8 protein-coding genes are annotated in these 19,144 nt (G+C 53.2%); 5 read left to right on the plus strand and 3 right to left on the minus strand.

Annotated features, from left to right (window positions below):
- From ACHZCX_RS00955 to ACHZCX_RS00965, 3 genes are all read right to left on the minus strand, one after another.
- Positions 1-3,477: a polysaccharide deacetylase family protein gene (locus ACHZCX_RS00955; protein WP_319585372.1), complete on the minus strand. Its 3,477-nt coding sequence runs from the start codon at positions 3,475-3,477 to the stop codon at positions 1-3.
- Between the two features lie 283 nt (positions 3,478-3,760).
- Positions 3,761-4,228 carry a hypothetical protein gene (locus ACHZCX_RS00960; RefSeq protein WP_319585373.1) on the minus strand — a complete coding sequence of 156 codons (468 nt, stop codon included), beginning with the start codon at positions 4,226-4,228 and terminating at the stop codon, positions 3,761-3,763.
- Positions 4,229-4,447: 219 nt separating this feature from the next.
- Positions 4,448-5,332 (minus strand): DMT family transporter, encoded by an 885-nt coding sequence (locus ACHZCX_RS00965; protein WP_319585374.1) that lies wholly within the window; start codon positions 5,330-5,332, stop codon positions 4,448-4,450.
- Positions 5,333-5,860: 528 nt separating this feature from the next.
- On the opposite strand from ACHZCX_RS00965, the gene ACHZCX_RS00970 reads away from it, so the two are divergent.
- The 5 genes from ACHZCX_RS00970 to ACHZCX_RS00990 all read left to right on the plus strand — a co-directional run bounded on the left by ACHZCX_RS00970 (position 5,861) and on the right by ACHZCX_RS00990 (position 19,127).
- Positions 5,861-8,638: a PAS domain S-box protein gene (locus ACHZCX_RS00970; protein ID WP_319585375.1), complete on the plus strand. Its 2,778-nt coding sequence runs from the start codon at positions 5,861-5,863 to the stop codon at positions 8,636-8,638.
- Positions 8,639-8,651: 13 nt separating this feature from the next.
- The gene (locus ACHZCX_RS00975; RefSeq protein WP_319585376.1) at positions 8,652-10,010 is read left to right on the plus strand and encodes a sigma-54 dependent transcriptional regulator; all 1,359 of its coding nucleotides are present in this window, start codon (positions 8,652-8,654) and stop codon (positions 10,008-10,010) included.
- Between the two features lie 530 nt (positions 10,011-10,540).
- A complete protein-coding gene (locus tag ACHZCX_RS00980; RefSeq protein WP_319585377.1) occupies positions 10,541-13,426 on the plus strand; it encodes an EAL domain-containing protein in 2,886 nt (961 codons plus the stop codon).
- 114 nt (positions 13,427-13,540) lie between these two features.
- Positions 13,541-15,538, plus strand: coding sequence for a methyl-accepting chemotaxis protein (locus ACHZCX_RS00985; RefSeq protein WP_319585378.1), 1,998 nt, complete (start codon positions 13,541-13,543; stop codon positions 15,536-15,538).
- A 184-nt stretch (positions 15,539-15,722) separates the two neighbouring features.
- Positions 15,723-19,127, plus strand: coding sequence for a PAS domain S-box protein (locus tag ACHZCX_RS00990; protein ID WP_319585379.1), 3,405 nt, complete (start codon positions 15,723-15,725; stop codon positions 19,125-19,127).
- Positions 19,128-19,144: the final 17 nt, after the last annotated feature.

Below are 19,144 nucleotides of genomic sequence, written 5' to 3' on the forward strand. Positions count from 1 at the left end.
TTAAGCCCTGTAGAGGACCGAAGCGGTGCGGTCGAGTTTACCCCAGCCAACCCAGACGCCTTTCAGCGCCCTGAGGATTGCCCGAACGACCACGATGTTAAGGACGGGTCGGTAGATAAACCGCATTGGCAGGACCAGCCAGATCTGGAACAGCGGCTCGCGTTCGACAAGGCAGGCGACTGCGGCAAGCACTAAATCAGCTGCAAGAAAGACGAAAAAATAGAAATAGAGAATCGAATTAGCCGGGCTGACTACCAGGGACAAGAGGAGCAACAGATCAATGATCGAGCCGAAGGCCACTAAAAAAATGTTGAAAAACCAAGCACTCGGCAGGCTGAACCAGCCCAAAGCCTTGTAATGGGGATTGAACAGCAGTTCGCGGTGTTTCCACAAGCATTGCAGAGTGCCAAAAGCCCAGCGAAAGCGCTGTTTAGCAAAGGTTCGCATGGTTTCGGGGGCTTCGGTCCAGGCAACGGCTCGGGGAGCATAGTGGATGGCATATCCGCATTTGTGCAGAGCCAGGGTCAGGTCGGTATCCTCAGCCAGAGTTTCGGTGCTGATGCCGCCGGCCTTGTTGATCGCCTCTACTCTGAGAGCGCTAACCGCTCCCGGAACTACGGTGATGCAGTTCAACTGGTGATAGGCTCTCCGGTCGAGATTGAAACCGCAGGTGTACTCCAGCGACTGAAAACGGGCAAACAGGGTTGTGGAATTACCCACCCGCGCCCGTCCCGAAACCGCGCCAACGGCGGGATCGGCAAAAGGTTGGATCAGGTGGCCAATGGTCTGAGGGGTGAACTGGGTATCGGCGTCCAAGCTGACCACAAACTGGTGAGTGACCGCTTGCAATCCGTTCCGCAGGGCATTGGCCTTGCCGAGATTGTTCTGGCGGATCAAACGGATGCGAGGATCGTCCTTCGCCATGGTGGTCACAATGGCTGCAGTAGCATCCTGGGAGCCGTCGTCCACTACGATGACTTCCATCGGGCCGGAATAGAGGGTATTGAGCACCGATCGCAAGGTGTCGCCAATGACTTTTTCTTCATTGTAGGCGGCAATCAAGACGCTGATCGGCGGACAAAATGCGGCGGTTTCGTCTGCATCCACGGCTGCTTCGTCATCCCGACGGCTGCGAATTGCCAGCCAGGAGACAGCCAGGGTTTTGAGAATAGTCAGACCGGTGGCAACAATCATGAAGGCCCAAAAAAAATTGGTCACCTCGTGAATGGCGGTGAAGCCGCTCTCGCTGATCATGCGGGTCAGGGGTTGCTGGCTGGCGGGCAGGACCGGCATCAGCTGTTCGGCCGGGATTTCGAGAAGTTGGGGCAGCGGCAGGATCCGGTCGCCCCGGGCGGTGAGATAGTCGATAATTTGGGGGAGGACCTCGACCGTCTGGCTGCGATCGCCACCGGCATCGTGGAGGAGGACTACATTGCCTCCCCGCATTCGACCCCGTTTGACGCGTTCGAGCATGGTTTTGACACCGGGTTCCTCCCAATCCTCCGGGTCGATATCCTCGGTCACGCTCACATAGCCCATGGCTTGTGCCAGCTTGATCGGGACCAGTTCTTCCGCATCATGGGGGTTGGTGTCAGCGTTGTACGGCGGCCGGAAGATGATGGTAGAATGGCCGGTGATGGATTCAATCAGCCGTTGGGTGGCGTTGAATTCCAGGTGAGCGCGCTCCTCGGAGACCAGAGCGATGTTGGGATGACTGTAGGTGTGGACCCCAATCATGTGTCCTTCGGCGAGTATCCGGCGGACAATTTTGGGATGGTTCTCCATGTTGGAGCCGATCATGAAGAAGGTGGCTTTGACGTTTTTGGCCTTGAGGATGTCGAGGATCTGCGGGGTCCACTCGCTGTCCGGGCCGTCGTCAAAGGTGATGGTGACACCATCCTCCGCTCCTTGGCCCTGGTGGAGAATAGTCAGGTAGCTGGGAAATTTTTCGTAGGTGGCGCTGGCCATGGCCCCCGGCGCAGCCTTTTTGTCGATCTGGATGCGGCGGTTCCCCTCACTGCGCTCGTCGACAATGGTGATCAGGTTGCCTTTACCGATATGAGCAATGGCTTCACCGGGGCGGATGATTTCAAGTCGGGCGAGATCGTCGAAGTGGGGTGGTTTTTCGAGAGGAAAATCGAGAACATCCCAAATCCCTGGATCCTCGGTGCCCAGCCGGTTGACGGCAATGCCACCTACATGGTGTGCCCTGGCCGCTGTTAGTTGGTTAAGGAAGGTAATAGCGTCCAGAAACCAGACAGTATGGACCGAGTTGCCCTCACCGTAGACAAAGTGGGGATTAAGGGAGGGGCGGTGGAAATCGCTGGAGGCTTGGGCGGAACGTCCGGCCCGGCTCATCACGTCAGGAAAACTGATGAGTTCGGCAGACTCCTGACCCTCAGTCCAATCGTAGCCGTAGGATCCCTGCGAAATGACCCACTGGGAAGGTTTGCCGTAGCCATCGACTAGTGAAGAGAGCCAGCCGTTGAAAAATTGTTGTGAGGCAATAGGTCCTGGCGGGTCAAGTTCGGCGTGTTCGTCGTGGAGCATGGCGACGAAGCGATCGATGTGTTGGGAAAGGACATCGAGATCAAAAATTTTTAGATCCCGGCCGGTGGAGACGCAGAGCCAGAGTTCCATGTTTTCACGATGCAGGGCATCGGCTATCCGGGCAAGGAAGGTACTCATGTTGCCGCGATAGCTGGGGTCGACCTGCTGCCAGTCGAGCACGACCCCGCCCGCCTGCATATTGCTCAGGGTGACAGTGAGATGGGCGATGAACTGTTCTTGCCGCTCGACCGGACCGTTGATCAGCCCTTCCACTGCTTCAGCCATCCAGACATCGGCCTCTCCTAAATTGCGCAGCAGCGGCATGAGAACGAGATCCTGTTCCTTAACCAGGTCAAGAATCTTTTCTTCTTGCATAATTTTTAGGTGACCGATTTCGGCATCAAAGGTCAGCCAGTCTGGGCAAAGGTGGGTCAGTTTTTCGGCATTCGCCTTCAGCGAGTCAAAACTGTCTGGATCCCAGCTCTCATAAAATCCCAGCCTGATTTCCTTGGTCCCGTCAGGTGGCATGGCCATGGATTCTTTTTTTGGCGGAGAATCCGGCTGGTGCCTCTGCTTATCGTGTGCAGATTCGGCAACCGTGGTGCTCTTATGCTTCTTGGCATAATCCAGCCAGAGGGGCTTGGTGGCCGTCATCTGGTTGTTAGCCATTTTCTTTTCCTGCAGGGCCTTGATCCGGGATTTCAACTGTTCAACTGCCGGGGGCATGACGAGATACGACGGCAGTACCAAGGTCTGGATGAACAGAATCGTCGCGATGAAAAAAAGCAGACCGCCTGCGAACATCAAGCGCCTGAAGCGGGGCCAACGTTTGCCGCGTTTATCGAGAAAAACAAAAGAATCCCTGCTGTCGATGCTGTCGGCGGTCAGGGGAGGGGAGGGTTCGGTGCCCAAGGGCGTCTGGTTCATATCAGTTGAGGAATGCCGTGTCACACCTTGTGGTGCTTGGGCCGGTTTATTGTGTATCTGTCTGCCCGGTGATGCAGGGCCGGCGGGCACAGCAAAGGTGGCAGGCTAAGAGAAAAATATCATACCTTTCCTCCGCTAATATTTCAATGGCGCTTTGCAAGGAAAAACAAGGAAAAGCAAGATGCTTGAAGTGCCGGATCAGTTGAAGGAAAAGAGGCGGGAGGCAGGCCAAATACCTCTGGCTCCAGGAAGAAAAGAGTGAGCGGACAGATTGACGGTCAGCCTATTTCTTTTCGAATCTTTTGGCCAAGCTGATCACCTCTTCTCTGCGTGGAAAATAAAGGGTCATGGCGGCGGCGGAAAGTGCTGTTAGCAGGTAGAGGTCGACCTGGTTTTTCCCAAGGAGGAAAAGAATGAGCCCATAGATGCCGATGGCTTCGGACATGGCCAGGGCAATGATCATGGCCGTGGTATAACGCTGGATGGCAGGATGCTGCTGGGATTTCCTCTGTTTGGGCGCTGGTGCGGCCAGGACCATCCTGCGGACGAACCAGGTGACGGCCAGCGTGACAAAGGCGATGCTATAGAGCGCTTTTCTCAGGGTGTCGTAGGCTTCGGGCGGAAAGGTGATCCGGGATGTCTCCAGCATCATGGGCGCAATAAAAATATACACCAGCAGCGATGCCACGAGGGCGCCCCAAATCATTTTCAACATCGATATTCCTTTTTCGAGTTCTTGTCCGGTCAACATAATGCGCCTCCAAACCTGCGGGCTGTTGGTTGCCCCATGTGCCTTCGCCCTTTGATGGACGGGGCAGCGTAAACAAAAGGTGAATTTTCTTGTTTCTTGTATCATTTGCGCGGCGCATTGGCAACCATGGACCGAGCCACGACGAATTCTACATCAACCGTTCCGGCTTGGCCCTGGTTGGCGCGTGCACCAATCACTGCAGAGGGCAGGGCGATCCTGTCAGGTTGGAGTCTGGTCCTGGACAGAGGCCACTGCGACAATCGACAGAGTTTTGAGAACGCCGCTGGCGAGAATGAGGAAGCAGCCGCTGATTTGCAGCCACGACAACGATTCGTGGAACAGTGCCCAGCCAAAGCAAATGACGGCAATGGGTTCGAAGTAGGCCAGGGTGCCGAAGGTCGCGGCCGGTAAGCGGCTGAGGGCTATCACCGCGCAGAGGATGGCAAGAAAGCCGGGAATCAGGCCGATTCCAGCCAGCCATGGCCAGACCTGCGGTGGCAGTTCGGGGCGCTTCCATAGACACAGCGGCAGCATCACCACCGCTCCGGTCAGCAACTGGTAGAAGGTGCGGGTATAGACGTGAATGGAGACGTCGATCACCCGGTTGATGAGGATGAAGGCGGCGTAGCAGATCATCGAGACAAGCCCTAAGCCGATCCCTCGAAGATGACGACTGCCCCCGGCAAGATCGATGTGAAATTCCATCATCATCGCAAAGCCTAAGAGGGCAAGACCAATGAGGGCCGCACTGGTTCGGGTCAACCGTTCACCCAAAAAAAAGTGGGCGTAGATTGATGCGGCAAGCGGTGCCAGGTAGACGAGCATGATGGCGTTGGCCATGGTTGTGTATTCCATGGCCTGGACGTAAAAAATGATAAATCCCGCCAGTATGGTGCCATTGAGGAGAATCGGCCAAGAAGGACGGTTGAACAGGCGTTGGCCCTGGCCGGTGGCCAGGAGAAAGAGCAGCATGAAACCGGCACCCAATCCGAGGCGGAAAAAGGTGATCACTTCGGCCTCCAGTCCGGTGATTTTGGCGAACACGCCCACTGTGCCCATGAACAGGGCCGAAAGGATGGCGGTGATAATGCCGGTCAGGTCCATGCGTGCTGTTATTTGTTTCTCTTATTTTGTGGGAGAAAGGGTCAACTCGAAAAGGCGAACTCAATGGAATATAGTGTGTTCGACCGAAATTGGGAACCTGGGAAAAGATGTTAGTGCTCCGGTTGTTCCTCTTGGATGTTCGAGGTATCACAACCATGAAATGTATTCATTTGGGAATCGTTACTGCTCGCTAGCTGATACTCCTACTGTCACAAGGGGATACAACGATTTATCTTCAAAATTGCGCTTGCATTGTTAGTTGACGGAGCTATGTTACGCGACTTTCGCGGAGAGGAAGAAATTAACTGCTTTCCCAAAAGTGTTTTCTGACGATTTCGCACCGTTCATGTCGAGTTTCTGATTCCTTGTTTGCTTTTCTGGGTTCATGTTCTGAAGAACGAAACCGTTCAACACCATCCTATTACCAAACCTGCCGGCCCGAAGGATGAGCGCAGGTGTCGGCTTCACTTCCTCCGCCAGGACGCCCAACTCCTCGTTGTAACTATCGGTTTAGGTGTCGTCTTTAACTTGCTGTTGATCCGCGCCGATTATATTTTTCTCCGGGGGACGGTGACCTTTCAGTGGCTTCTGGTCCTCCGTATCGGATTGACCGGACTCTCCGTTTGGGCAGGAGCAGTCGCCTGGCGCACCAGCGATCCTGACCGGTTCGACCAGTGGAGTTTTCTCTGGGCCATGGCCTGCGCCTTGGCCAATAACATGATCATACTCTCCCGGCCTGCCACTTATACCGGCCATGTCATCATTGAGCTGTTCATCATCATTGCCCTGTATGCCGTTCAACCGGGGCTTGGGTACCGTCGAATCCTGCCACCCCTTTTTCTCAGCCTGAGCAGCCTCTATCTCTATTTTACGGTCAAGGTAGCCATGGGGTATGTTGCCTCGTTGTCCACGGTTAGCGCGTATATTGGCGCGAACACCATCGGTTGGCTTGTTGCCGCCAACTGGTTTCGCTATCGACGGGAATCTTTTTTTGCCAACGAGACACTGGAGAAACTCTACCGGCAAGCAGAGGCAGGCCGTCTCGCCGCCGAAGTTTCGGAGCGAGCTTGGGAGAGAATCATCGACACCTCGCCGGACATGCTTTTCGTCATCGATAAACAGCACTGCATTACCCGCGTCAACCATACCTTTGCCGAGCGTCTCGGCATCAACCGGCGCGAGGCGCTCGGCCGGCGCTGTTGTGATCTGCTGTGCGGCTTTGCCTCACTGCCTGAATTCTGCCTGCTCCATAAGATTCTCCGCAACAGGCAACCCCATACCATTGAGGCGCGTTTCCTTCCCCTCGGTATCGACAGCCGTATCATGGCGGCCCCACTTTTTGATCAATTTGGCGATCACGAGGCTACGGTTTTTATCATTGAGGATATAACCGAGCAGAAGCATTCGGAACAGAAGCTGAAATCGACACAGGAGCAGTATCGTTCCCTGGTGCAGAACAGCCATGGAATTATTTATACGATCAGGCCGGATGGAGTTATCACCTATGCTTCTCCCAGTTATACCAAACTGGTTGGGTATGATCCGACTTTTATTGTCGGAAAGCAATTCCAGGATGTTGTTCATCCAGATGACATTCAAGCCTGCGAAGCTTTTCAACGGGAGATCCTGGAAAGCGGTGAGAGTCGGAGTCGCATCGAATACCGCATCTTTCATCGCGATGGTTCTCTTCGCTGGCACCTTTCAATTTTCACTCCTTGCCGCGATGAGGAGGGGAGGATCCATTCATTTGTTGGCAACGCCATCGATATCACGGAGTTGAAACACTCTCAATTTGAGCTGGGCGCTGCCTGTAAGGTTGCTGAAAAAGCCAACAACACCAAATCCGAGTTTCTGGCTATGATCAGTCACGAGATTCGCACCCCGCTGAACGCAATGGTTGGGTTTAGTGCCTTGGCATGCCAGACAACCGATGTTGCGATGTTGAAGGAATATGTCAATATCCTTGATCGATCTTCTCGATTGCTGATGGATTTGGTCAATAATATTCTCGATATGTCCAAGGCGGAGGCCGGTCAATTGCATCTTGACCCCATCCCTTTCAGCCTACTGGATGCCATTGATCTTCTGCAATGGCAATATGTACCTGTTGCCAATCAGAAAAAGATCAAATTTACAGTAGTAAAAGAGCAGGATCTGCCAATTTGGATTAATGGTGACCCCCTTCGGTTTCGTCAAATTGTTTCCAACCTGCTCAGTAACGCCATGAAATTTACTGAAACAGGGCAGGTGGTCTTGTCCATTTCAGCGCCAAAATCACATTCCCAGGATGAAGGCTGTTTGATTCGCCTGGAAATTCAAGATACCGGCATCGGTATTGAAGAGGCCAACCTCACCTTGATGTTTCAACCCTTTCTCCAACTCAATCCAGGAACGACACGGAAATATGGAGGGAGCGGTTTGGGGCTAGCGATCGTCCAAGGTCTGGTCGATTTGATGAAAGGACACATTGAGGTGACCAGTCAGGTCGGCCGGGGGAGTTGCTTTACGGTCGAGCTGCCTTTTTTTCCGGCCACTCCTCCCCAACACAAAGAAATTACTGGGTTGAACGCCGAGTCCCTCGAAATTCTGGTGGTTGAGGATAACGCTTTTAATCGAAGACTCCTTCGAGATACGCTCCGGACCTGGGGGCATGAGATCACAGAGGCGGAAAGCGCCATGCAAGCTTTGGAATTGCTCGATGTATCTCGCTATGATTGTGTTATTCTCGATATCAGGATGCCGGATGTGGACGGAGTTGAGCTGACACGTCGCCTGCGACAACTCGAACGGCTCTCGAATCTCGAACCTACGCCTATCATTGCCTATACCGCAGATATGGAAGGAACGACAACGGAGCAGTGTCTGGCAGCCGGGATGCAGGCCGTTCTCTTCAAGCCCCTTGATGCCCGGCTCCTGGCCTTAGCCCTTGACAAACACTGTCGCCCGACGGTGGGGGGGCAAAAACCCGCATCTCCACAATCCCTGCCAAGCCTAGGGTTGGCCGACCGCACCCAGGCCGACATGGAACATGATCCTCAACGAATTCGAGCATATTTGCAGTTGTTGCGCGAGGATATTGAGAGTGAACTCAACCGCCTCGATCAGGCCATTATCCTTGAGGATCGCATCCTGTTCAAGGAAGCTGCGCATAGTCTGAAAGGATTGTGCGGTTATTTACAGGGCCGCCGTCCGGGAGACCTGGCTTTGAAGCTGCACGAGAGTGCGTCGACCTTATCCTTTTGTAAGCTGCATGACCTGGCAAAACAGTTGCGTTCCGTCAGTCCATGGTGCGGGCCGGATGCATGACCGGAGAAACGAAATGAATATATCCGTCGCCAAGATACTGATTGTTGACGACAAACAGAGCTTCCGGTTTTTACTGGAGGGATACCTCAAGGATGCCGGATTTGAAACCAGTAGTGTTGCCGGTGGCAAAGCAGCTTTGGAGGTATTGGAAAGAGCCGATTTCGATCTGGTGCTCTCTGATTTGGTTATGCCGGAAATGGATGGCGTGACCTTGCTTCGCCAGATCCATAGCCGTTTTCCACAGCTGCCATTTTTGGTGATTACTGCCCATGGAAGTGTTGAAACAGCGGTCGTTGCCATGAAAGAAGGGGCTGCCGATTACCTGCTGAAGCCGCTGCATCGGGACGAGTTGCTCCTCACCATCGAAAGAACCCTGGAAAACGCCCGCTTGCGGCAACGCTGCGACCAGATGGAAAGCCTGTTCAATGAAAAGTTCAGCTTTCAAAACATCAAATCCGTTTCTCCGGCCATGGGGGTTGTTTTGATGGCCGCGCGACAGGTGGCGGCTCATCCTCGGACAACGGTCGCTTTGTATGGGGAAAGTGGTGTGGGTAAGGAGGTGCTGGCTCGAGCCATTCACTTTGCATCCGGCTGCTCGCCGGCCACTTTTATCGCGGTCAACTGTGCCGCTATTCCCGAGACCCTGCTTGAGTGTGAACTTTTTGGCCATGTCAAAGGTGCCTTTACCGGTGCGGACAGTCCCCGAGAAGGCAAGTGTCGCCGTGCGCTCGGGGGGACCCTTTTTCTCGACGAGATCGGGGATATGCCCCTGGCCTTACAGGCCAAACTCCTCAGGGTGCTGGAGGAAAAAGTTTTTGAAAGCGTTGGTTCCGACATCCCGCAGGCAGCGGATTTCCGGATAATCGTTGCCACCCATCGCGATTTAAAAGAGCTCTCCCGGCTAGGGCAGTTCCGCACGGATCTCTTCTATCGGCTCAATGTTTTTCCGCTCACTATTCCTCCCCTTCGCGATCGCAAGGAGGATATTCCTTCTTTGTCTGACCATTTTCTTGCGGATTTTCGACACCATCAAGGGAAATCCTTGCCCGGTCTTTCCAAAGCCGCTCTTGATTTTCTTGTGTCCCACGATTGGCCCGGCAATGTGCGTGAACTGCGTAACCGCCTGGAATATGCCACAATTATCAGCAATAGCGAGCTGATCCAGCCGGATCATTTGCAACTGAAGAACTCTGTATTCCCTTATCCTGCCACCACCGCCGATACCGTTTCCCTACATTTTGAATTCACGCCGGATGATTTTTCCTATGACGAAGTGATTCATCGTCTTATGGATTGGGCCTTGCAGCAAAGCGGCAACAACAAATCGGCTGCAGCCCGTCTGCTCAAAACTTCCCGCAAGCTATTTTATTAATCCAACCCACACCCTCCGTTATGTCCGAAATGGGACGATCCTGTCTGCTGACGGACAGTCAGCGGATGTCTTGATTGTTAACATTCCGTAATAATACAATATAATTATTGGTACGTTTTATGCGTCCCTTGTATTGGTAACGTGTCTTTCTGACTCGCTTTGTCCCAAGTGGGACAGGGTTTCGTTAAATGCAAAGGAGGGGAATGGTGCACATGCTGTCGACCAAGGAAAATGTTTGCTGGGTTACTCCATCGCTTATCCAGCCAGTTCCCGTCTCAAGCCGGAATAACATTTCCCTGAGTGTGTCATCAGGCAGATCCGCGTTTTCTTCTGGTAATCAATCTCCCGTCCCAGTCTTTTCGGTGGCCGCTCCAGGGTTTTTCTCCTCGGTTTTTTAATGCTCTCCTTCTCCTTTGGGCCGGAATTCAGTTTACCAGCTAAACGGTTACAGTGAGCGGAACTGATGACGCACCGTTCCTCACCCAAGACAGCAGGCGCTGTTTGCATGTTTTTTTGACAGGGCTTCCCTCATGTCCATCCTCCCACAGCGGTATTCCATCAAATATCACATAATTTGCCATTTTTCAGTGGTGGTAGCCCTGGTATTGATAGTCTCGGGTGTAACCATTTTTTCCTTTGTGTACGAAAATGTCCGGCAGAACATGATGGAAAAACTCGCCATTGCGACTACATCGGTCAAGGATGTGGTCGAAAATGCCGCCCGCCTCGCCGTCCGCAATCACCTGCAGGCCATCGCCCAGATGAATATTGCTCTTCTTGATGGTCTCGAACAGCAGGTCCGCACGGGCCGGATTTCAAAACTCGAAGCAATGAAAAGGGGAGAAGAGATTCTCCTCCAACAACCAATCGGCGATCACGGATACATTTATGTCCTCTCCAGTCAGGGGGTTGTGCAGGTTCACCCTCATGCAGCGGTCAAGAATTCGGATTTGTCCGAACAATGGTTCGTCCGTCAACAAATGTTCAACAAAAATGGATACCTGGAATACGATTGGAAGGGCCCCGGGGAAGAACAGGCGCGCGCCAAAGTTCTCTATATGCTCTATTTTGAACCATGGGATTGGATTGTCTCGGTGTCGAGTTACCGGCAGGATTTCAATTTTCTCGCCAATGATCTTCGCCTGGGCTTGAAATCACATCGTTTCGGAGAGACGGGCTATGCCTTTATCATCAGCGACCACGGCGATATTATCCTGCATCCTTGGCTCAGCGGCAATGTCCGCTCATTTGAGAATGAGGACATCAAATCGGTGTTTGATCGTCTTGTCGCCCAAAAAAAAGGGCACTTCTTTTATGACTGGGAAGATCAGGAAACAAGCGAGAGCAAAAGGAAGATAGTGTTCTTCGATTACATTCCAGGGCTTGACTGGATTGTGGCCTCGACGGTGTATGAGGAGGAAATTTTCGCTCCTTTGACCAAACTCGGTTGGATCATCGTTCTGATAGTCCTCTGCTCAATGGCCTTGACCATACCCCTCAGCCTGTATCTCGGCACCGCGATCACCGGCCCTCTTGCACGCTTGGCGCAGCAGATGCAGCGTGCCACCGAAGGTGACATCAGTCTGTGCGCTGAAGAGAATGCCCTGGGCGAGATCGGTATTCTGTGTTCCCACTTCAATTATTATGTCGAGTGGTTACGTCAGTCAAACCAAAAAATTCTCACGGAAATAACCGATCGTATTCAGGCTGAACAGCAACTGATTATTTATCGCAAGGCGGTCGAGAATGCCTTGGAAGGGATCGTGATCACCGACCCCTCCGCCACCATCCTTACCGTTAATCGAGCGTTCTCCGAAATCACCGGATATTCGCCCGAGGAAGTTATTGGGCAAAATAGCCGTGTTTTGCAATCGGGCAGACATGACCGGGCTTTTTACAGTCAACTCTGGAGTTCGTTGCTGCAAACCGGACGCTGGACCGGAGAGATTTGGAATCGACGCAAGTCCGGCGAAATCTATCCTGAAATACTGAGCATCAGTGCGATCCGCGATCAAGAGAATACCCTCACCCATTATGTGGCCGTTTTTCATGACATCACCGAGATGAAGCAGCAGGAAGAGCGGATTGTCCACCAGGCGTATCACGACGCCCTCACCGGTTTACCCAACCGCAGATTGGCCCATGACCGGATCGAGGTGTCCATTGCCCATGTCAAAAGGGGGGGGACCAAGCTGGCAGTGCTTTTTCTTGATCTCGATAATTTCAAGAACGTCAATGACACCCTGGGCCATGAATGGGGCGACAAACTGCTGCTGCAGGTGGCGAACCGCCTGGTGGCAATGGTGCGGGAAGAGGATACGGTGGCCCGTCTTGGGGGAGACGAGTTCCTCATCCTGGTTGCCGCCGTGGCCTCGGAAGAGATGGTCATTGACCTGACAAAACGGCTGTTGCGGTGCTTTGCCGCCCCATTTAACGTCGATGGTAACGATCTGTTCATCACTGCCAGTATCGGCGTGGCTTTCTACCCCGACGATGGCCACGATCCCGGTATCCTCACCAAACATGCCGACATTGCCATGTATCAGGCCAAAGCTCGGGGTAAAAACAACTCTTGTCTGTTTACTTCCGATTTGAGTGAGCGCATTTCCTATTTGCGGCAGTTGGAAAATAACCTCAGGCAGGCAGTGATGAATAGGGAGTTTACCGTGTTCTATCAGCCGAAGATGGATCCTTATGCAAAGACGATAATCGGTGCCGAGGCCTTGGTGCGTTGGCAAAAAGAAGATGGGAGCATCGTCAGTCCGGCCGATTTCATCCCGCTGGCGGAAGAGACGGGCCTGATTATCCCCCTGGGGGAACTTGTTTTGGAACAAGCGTGCCAGGTCCTCAACACCCTCAACAGGTTGGGACATACGGACCTCTCCATTTCGGTCAATTTGTCGCCGTTGCAGTTCGTTCAGGTCAATCTGGTTGACCGGATCCTCGCCATTCTGGCCAAACACGCGGTCCCCCCTTCGCAACTCGAGCTGGAAATCACTGAATCCGCGATGATGACCAACCTGGAAAAAACCGTGGCCACACTCAATCAACTGGTGCAGGCCGGCATCTCTATCTCTATTGATGATTTCGGCACCGGTTATTCCTCTCTTTCCTATCTTAAAAAATTTCCCATCCGAACCTTGAAAATCGACCGCTCCTTTATTCGCGATCTGCCCCACGATCTCAGTGATTCGCAATTGGTGGAAACAATCATTCTCATGGCACACAACCTCGCAATCAGTGTGGTGGCGGAAGGCGTTGAAACCGAGGAACAACTCGAATGGCTCAAGCGCTGCGGTTGTGAGCAAATTCAAGGCTATTTTTACAGCAAGCCCCTGCCTAGAGACGATTTCTTGGCCTATGTCGAAGCTGGCAGACCTGTTCCGCTGGCAACAGTCCCTTCCCATTCCACCTAGACATCTCGCCACCATCTATCGGACAGGTTTCATATAGCGGGAAGTCGAGAAATAATACAAGCCGGTGAAGAGCGTTCACCAAAGAATAGACCCAATACAACAGAAGGAGAAAGAATGAACATTCGATCTATCGGTTTTCGGCTCATTGTCGGCGGCTGTCTTGCTGTGGCAGTTCCCTTGGTTCTGGTCGGCTATTTAGCTGTTTCCAAATCAGCTTCAGCGCTTGCCGAAATCGCCCGCAACAATGCGGCCTCCCAGGCAGAAAAACTGGCCCTGGTTATTGAATCCACCCTGGATGCCCAGTCGAAAACCGCCGCCGCGCACGCTGTCGACACCAACGTCCGTTTGATCAGTCAGAAGGTCAAAGAGTTGGGCCTGGAAGGAGCGGCAACGGACATCGCCAGCCTGCGGCAGCAGATGAAAGCGAAGTTTAAACAGTTGGATACCAGTTATCTCGGGATCTTCGTCACCGACGCCAACGGCTTCATGTACACCGGCGAACTGGCCAGCGGCGAGGAGTACAAAGGGGTCAACCTGGCGGATATGGACTATTTTCAGAAGGCCAGGAGCAGCGGCAAGGCAGTGGTCGGCGATATCGTCTCCTCCAAGGTGACCGGGGATGTGATTTATGTCCTCTGCGCACCCATTCTTTCGTATTCCGGCGATTTTCTCGGGGTTTTTGGGTTGTCGCTCAAGGCGCAGCCCCTGATCAGCCATGTGTCGTCGGTTAAAGTCGGTTCCACCGGTTATGCCTTTATGTGTGACCGGAACGGTCTGATTGTCGCGCATCCAAAGAAAGAACTGGAAATGAAGCTCGATCTCAAGACCTTGGCGGGAATGGAAGAGATCACCAAACAAATGGTGGCCGGCGGTAAAGGAGCGCAAGATTATGTGTTTAAGGGAGTACCGAAAATAGCAGGTTATGCATCAGTCCCTTTGAAAAATTGGAGCATCGCGGTCACTCAAGATGAGGCGGAGTTTTTAACAGCGGCGCATTCTATCCGCGACAGTGTCCTGATGATCACCTTGATTGCGGTGGTGCTTGTCTGTGGTTTAGTGCTGTTTTTTTCTCGCAGCATCACCGTTCCGTTGAAACGGGCGGTTGCAGGATTGCAGGACATTGCGCAGGGCGAAGGCGATCTGACCATGCGTCTCCAGGTGAATTCGAGGGATGAGATCGGCGAACTGGCACGATGGTTCAACATCTTTATTGAAAAATTGCAGGGTATTGTCGGGCAGATTGCCGATAACACCCGGTCCATCGATGCCTCGTCCAATGATCTTACCAAGATTGCCTCAGACCTTTTCACCAGTTCGGAAGACACTTCTCAAAGGGCCGATAATGTCGCCGCTGCCTCAGAGGAGATGACCGTCAATCTTAACAATGTTGCCGCCGCCATGGAGCAGTCGACTACGAACACCTCGATGGTGGCCAGTGCCGCCGAAGAGATGACCGCCACCATTGGTGAGATCGCCAATAACGCTCAACGAGCCCATTCCATTTCTCTCACGGCGGTGGCGCAGGCCGGGTCGACCTCGATCAAAATGGCGGAGTTAGGCAAAGCGGCGCAGGCTATCAGCAAGGTCACCGAGGCAATCACTGAAATTTCGGAGCAGACCAATCTACTGGCACTCAACGCCACCATCGAGGCGGCCAGGGCCGGAGAGGCGGGCAAGGGTTTTGCCGTTGTCGCCAATGAAATAAAGGAACTTGCCAAGCAGACGGCCGCCGCCACCCATGATATCAAGAAACAAATCGAGGAGGTGCAGTCAACCACCACGACGACAGTGGAGGAGATTGATCAAATTTCACAGGTTATCAACAATATCAACGAGATTGTTGCGGTTATTTCGACTGCTGTTGGTGAACAGAGTTCGGCTACCCAGGAAATCGCGACCAACATCGCCCAGGCCTCCCAAGGCATGAGCGAGGTGAACGAGAATGTCAGTCAGAGTTCGGTCGTGGCGGCCTCAATCACCAAGGATATCGCTACGGTCAATACCGCCTCAAGCGAAATTTCTCAGAGCAGTTCGCAGGTGAAGGCCAGTGCAACTGACCTGCAGGGGCTAGCGGCCAAATTGAAGGATATTGTCGACGCATTCAAAATCTGAGATTCCTGGACAGAATGGGGTGCCCTTCATTGTTTGACAATGAAGGGACAAGGCATTGGACGGCCCCGGTTGTTCGAGAAGTGAGGGGGCCCATAATGCTGATCAGGGAAATGGAACAACGGCTAACCTGAAAATGGCGAAGGCAAAGATCGAGACAAAAATGTTTTCCATCTGGAGGGCGACAGTGCTGGCAGTTTTTTTGCTGGCACTGCTTTTCGGTGGGCTCTGGTTTTACCAAGCCGAAAAGACCTCCGCACGGTTGAAAGCGGAGCAGCAATTGGCGGCTATCGCCCATCTCAAGGTGGACCAGTTGGTTGCCTGGCGCCAGGAGCGCTTGGCTGACGCGGTCTTGCTCACGGATAATCCCCTTTTAATCAAGAGCATCACAGCTTTTTTTATCGATCCAGATGGAGGGAGAGGCGAGGAACTTCGTCGTCAACTGCAAAGGATCCAGGAGCATGGTCATTACGCGGACCTTTTGCTGGTTGATTCGGATGGCCGAGTGCGGTTGAGCTTGAATGGCCACCAAGAGATACACAAGGGGTACGCAGAAGCCCTTGAAGAAGCCCTGCGCAAAGATCAACCGGTCTTCACCGAGTTGCATACCGAACCGCAGTACCCTGAACCCCATATCAGTCTGGTTGCTCCGATTTTTGCCTTCAATCAGCGGACTTTCTCGCCTCTGGGTGCAATTGTCCTGATCAACGAAGCCGCTCAATTTCTTCACCCCTTAATCCATACCTGGGTGAAGCCGAGTACGACCATGGAAGTGATGGTGGTGCGCCGTGAGGGAGAGATGGTGCGGTATCTCAGCGAGTTGCTTCATCAACCAGATGCGGCCATGAGACTGTCAACGCCGCTGCACCATGCCGGTTCACTTGCAGCCATGGCTGTATCTGAAAAGGAGGGGTTTGTTGAAGGCAGTGATTATCGAGGCGTTGAGTCGCTGGCTTTTCTAATGCCTGTGCCCAATTCCAACTGGCGTCTGATTGCCAAGGACGAGGCCTCTGAAATTTTTGGTGTCTGGCGTTTTCGTGCGGCCCTGATCATCTTGCTGTTCGCGGTAATGGCTGGAGCGGTAGGCGTTCTTGGGCTGTTTTTCCGGCAATATAATCAGAAGGCTTATTATAAGGCGTTATATGGAGCCGAGGCTCGACTGCGTCAGAGCATGGAGCGCCACAGTAGTACTTTGCAGGCTGTTGGTGAAGGGATCATCGCCACCGATGACCGTGGTCGGGTCGAGCTGATGAATCCGGTTGCCGAGAGTCTGACCGGCTGGAGCCATGAGGCGGCATTTGGCAGGCCACTGGAAGAAGTTTTTTGCGTGGTCAATGAAGAGGGGCGAACAAGGGGCGAAACGCCTGCGCCCATGGTACTTCAGCACGAGCTGGCGGATGTTTGCGGCAGTTCCGTATTGATTGCCAAGAACGGGATCGAACGCGCCATTGCCGACTCGGTTTCTCCCATACACGATGAGCAGGGGAGGGTGACCGGCATGGTGCTGGCCTTTCGAGACCAGACCGAAGAACGCAGGACACAGCGGCTAGTCCGGACTCGGCTTATTCTGCGGGAATATGCATTTACCCATACCTTCAATGAATTGTTCACCAGGGCGCTGCAAGAAATTTCAGCCTTGGTGGACAGCCCTATCGCTTTTTGGCAGTTTACTGATCCGGATGGAAAGACTGTCAGGCTGTTGAGCGGGGCAACCCCGGGGGTAACAGAATTTCACTGCGCCGAATACGGTGAAGAGGGAGTGGATGGCCTTGATCAGGCAGGAGACTGGCTTGATCATATGCGCGATGGGCGGCCGATTATACGGAATGATCTCGATTTGGTGCTGGACGGCGAGAAAAACGCGGCAGACCGTTTCGGAACAAGACGGGAATTGTTGGTGCCCGTGCTGCGAACCGGCAAAGTGATCGCTGTCTTAGGATTCGCCGACAAGGCAGAAAATTATACCGAAAAGGATATCGACATCCTCTCCCAAGTTTCTGAGGATATCTGGCGCCTGGTTGAACAGAAGAAAGTGGAGGAGGCTTTGCTTGCCAGTGAACGGCGCTACCGGACCTTATACCAAAGCATGATGGATGCCTTTGTCGTTACTGACATGGATGGAACTATCCGGGAATGTAACGACGCTTATAGCGCCATGCTGGGTTACACGACTGAAGAACTGAAACGGTTGAGGATCAAAGACCTAACTCCTGATCAATGGCTGATCTATGAAAATGACGTTGTGAAGAAGCAACTGATGCATGAAGGATGTTCAAGTCTTTATGAAAAAGAGTACCGGCGAAAGGATGGGACTCTTTTTCCCGTGGAACTGCGGACATTTCTAATTACCAACAATGACGGTCTGCCGGAGGGCATGTCAGCGGTGGTTCGTGACATCTCCGAGCGCAAGCTGGCCGACGAAGAACGGGAGAAATTGCGGGAGCAGTTGAACCAGTCGCATAAAATGGAATCCATCGGCCAATTGGCCGGTGGCGTGGCGCATGATTTCAACAATATGCTCAGCGTTATCCTCGGCTATGCGGAACTGGCGTTACGCAAGATCGAGCCGGCGAACGCTCTGTATAAAAATCTCCAGGAAATTGTCAGGGCCGGCCGGAGATCAGCTGATATGACCCGGCAACTGCTTGCCTTTGCCCGTAAACAGGCCATTGTTCCCAAAATGCTTGATTTAAATGAGACCATGGGAGGCATGCTGACCATGCTGCAGCGTCTCATCGGTGAGCATATCGAGTTGAAATGGCTTCCGGGAAACAATCTGTGGCCGGTTCTGATGGACCCGTCGCAGGTGGATCAGTTGCTGGCCAATCTCTGTGTCAATGCCCGGGATGCCGTTGCCGGTGCGGGAAAAATCACTATTGAAACGGGCATGGTGTCTTTTGATGAAATCTACTGCCTCGAGCGCGCCGGTTTTATCCCCGGTGATTTTGTGATGTTGGCGGTCAGTGACAATGGTTGCGGTATTAAAAAAGATATTGTGGAGAAGATTTTCGAGCCCTTTTTTACCACCAAGGAGGTCGGCGAAGGCACCGGCCTCGGGTTGGCGACGGTGTATGGGATAGTCAAACAGAATAATGGTTTTATTAACGTGTACAGCGAGCCAGGAGAGGGCACGACTTTCCGGATTTATCTGCCCCGCATGGAAGGCCCGGTGGAAGAGCGCCGGGTGGGCAGTGCTCCGGAGATTCCCAGGGGCCATGGTGAAACCGTTCTGGTGGTGGAGGACGAAGAGGCCATTCTCGCGTTGAGCAGGACCATACTGGAACATTTGGGCTACACCGTACTTACCGCGAGCTCTCCCCGGCAAGCACTTCGTCAGGCGGTGATGCTGCATGACGACGGCATCGATCTCTTGATTACCGATGTGGTCATGCCGGAGATGAATGGTCGTGATTTAGCCAAAGAGTTTCAGGCAGTCTACCCAAAAATCAAGGTGCTGTTTGTGTCGGGCTATACAGAAAATGTCATTGCCCATCGGGGGGTGCTGGACAAGGGCGTGTGTTTCCTGCCAAAACCGTTTTCGCTGGAGGATCTGGCCGCCAAGGTCAGAGAGACCTTGGCGGCGGAAGCCTAATGGGTGGACCGGCAGTG

Source organism: uncultured Desulfobulbus sp., from assembly GCF_963662935.2.
Lineage (GTDB): Bacteria > Desulfobacterota > Desulfobulbia > Desulfobulbales > Desulfobulbaceae > Desulfobulbus.

What these genes read in the sequence shown, in the direction of transcription:
- ACHZCX_RS00985 (WP_319585378.1), top strand. Translation starts at nt 13,541, where the DNA reads ATGAACATTCGATCTATCGGTTTTCGGCTCATTGTCGGCGGCTGTCTT.
- ACHZCX_RS00955 (WP_319585372.1), bottom strand. Translation starts at nt 3,477, where the DNA reads ATGAACCAGACGCCCTTGGGCACCGAACCCTCCCCTCCCCTGACCGCC.
- ACHZCX_RS00975 (WP_319585376.1), top strand. Translation starts at nt 8,652, where the DNA reads ATGAATATATCCGTCGCCAAGATACTGATTGTTGACGACAAACAGAGC.
- ACHZCX_RS00965 (WP_319585374.1), bottom strand. Translation starts at nt 5,332, where the DNA reads ATGGACCTGACCGGCATTATCACCGCCATCCTTTCGGCCCTGTTCATG.
- ACHZCX_RS00960 (WP_319585373.1), bottom strand. Translation starts at nt 4,228, where the DNA reads ATGTTGACCGGACAAGAACTCGAAAAAGGAATATCGATGTTGAAAATG.
- ACHZCX_RS00980 (WP_319585377.1), top strand. Translation starts at nt 10,541, where the DNA reads ATGTCCATCCTCCCACAGCGGTATTCCATCAAATATCACATAATTTGC.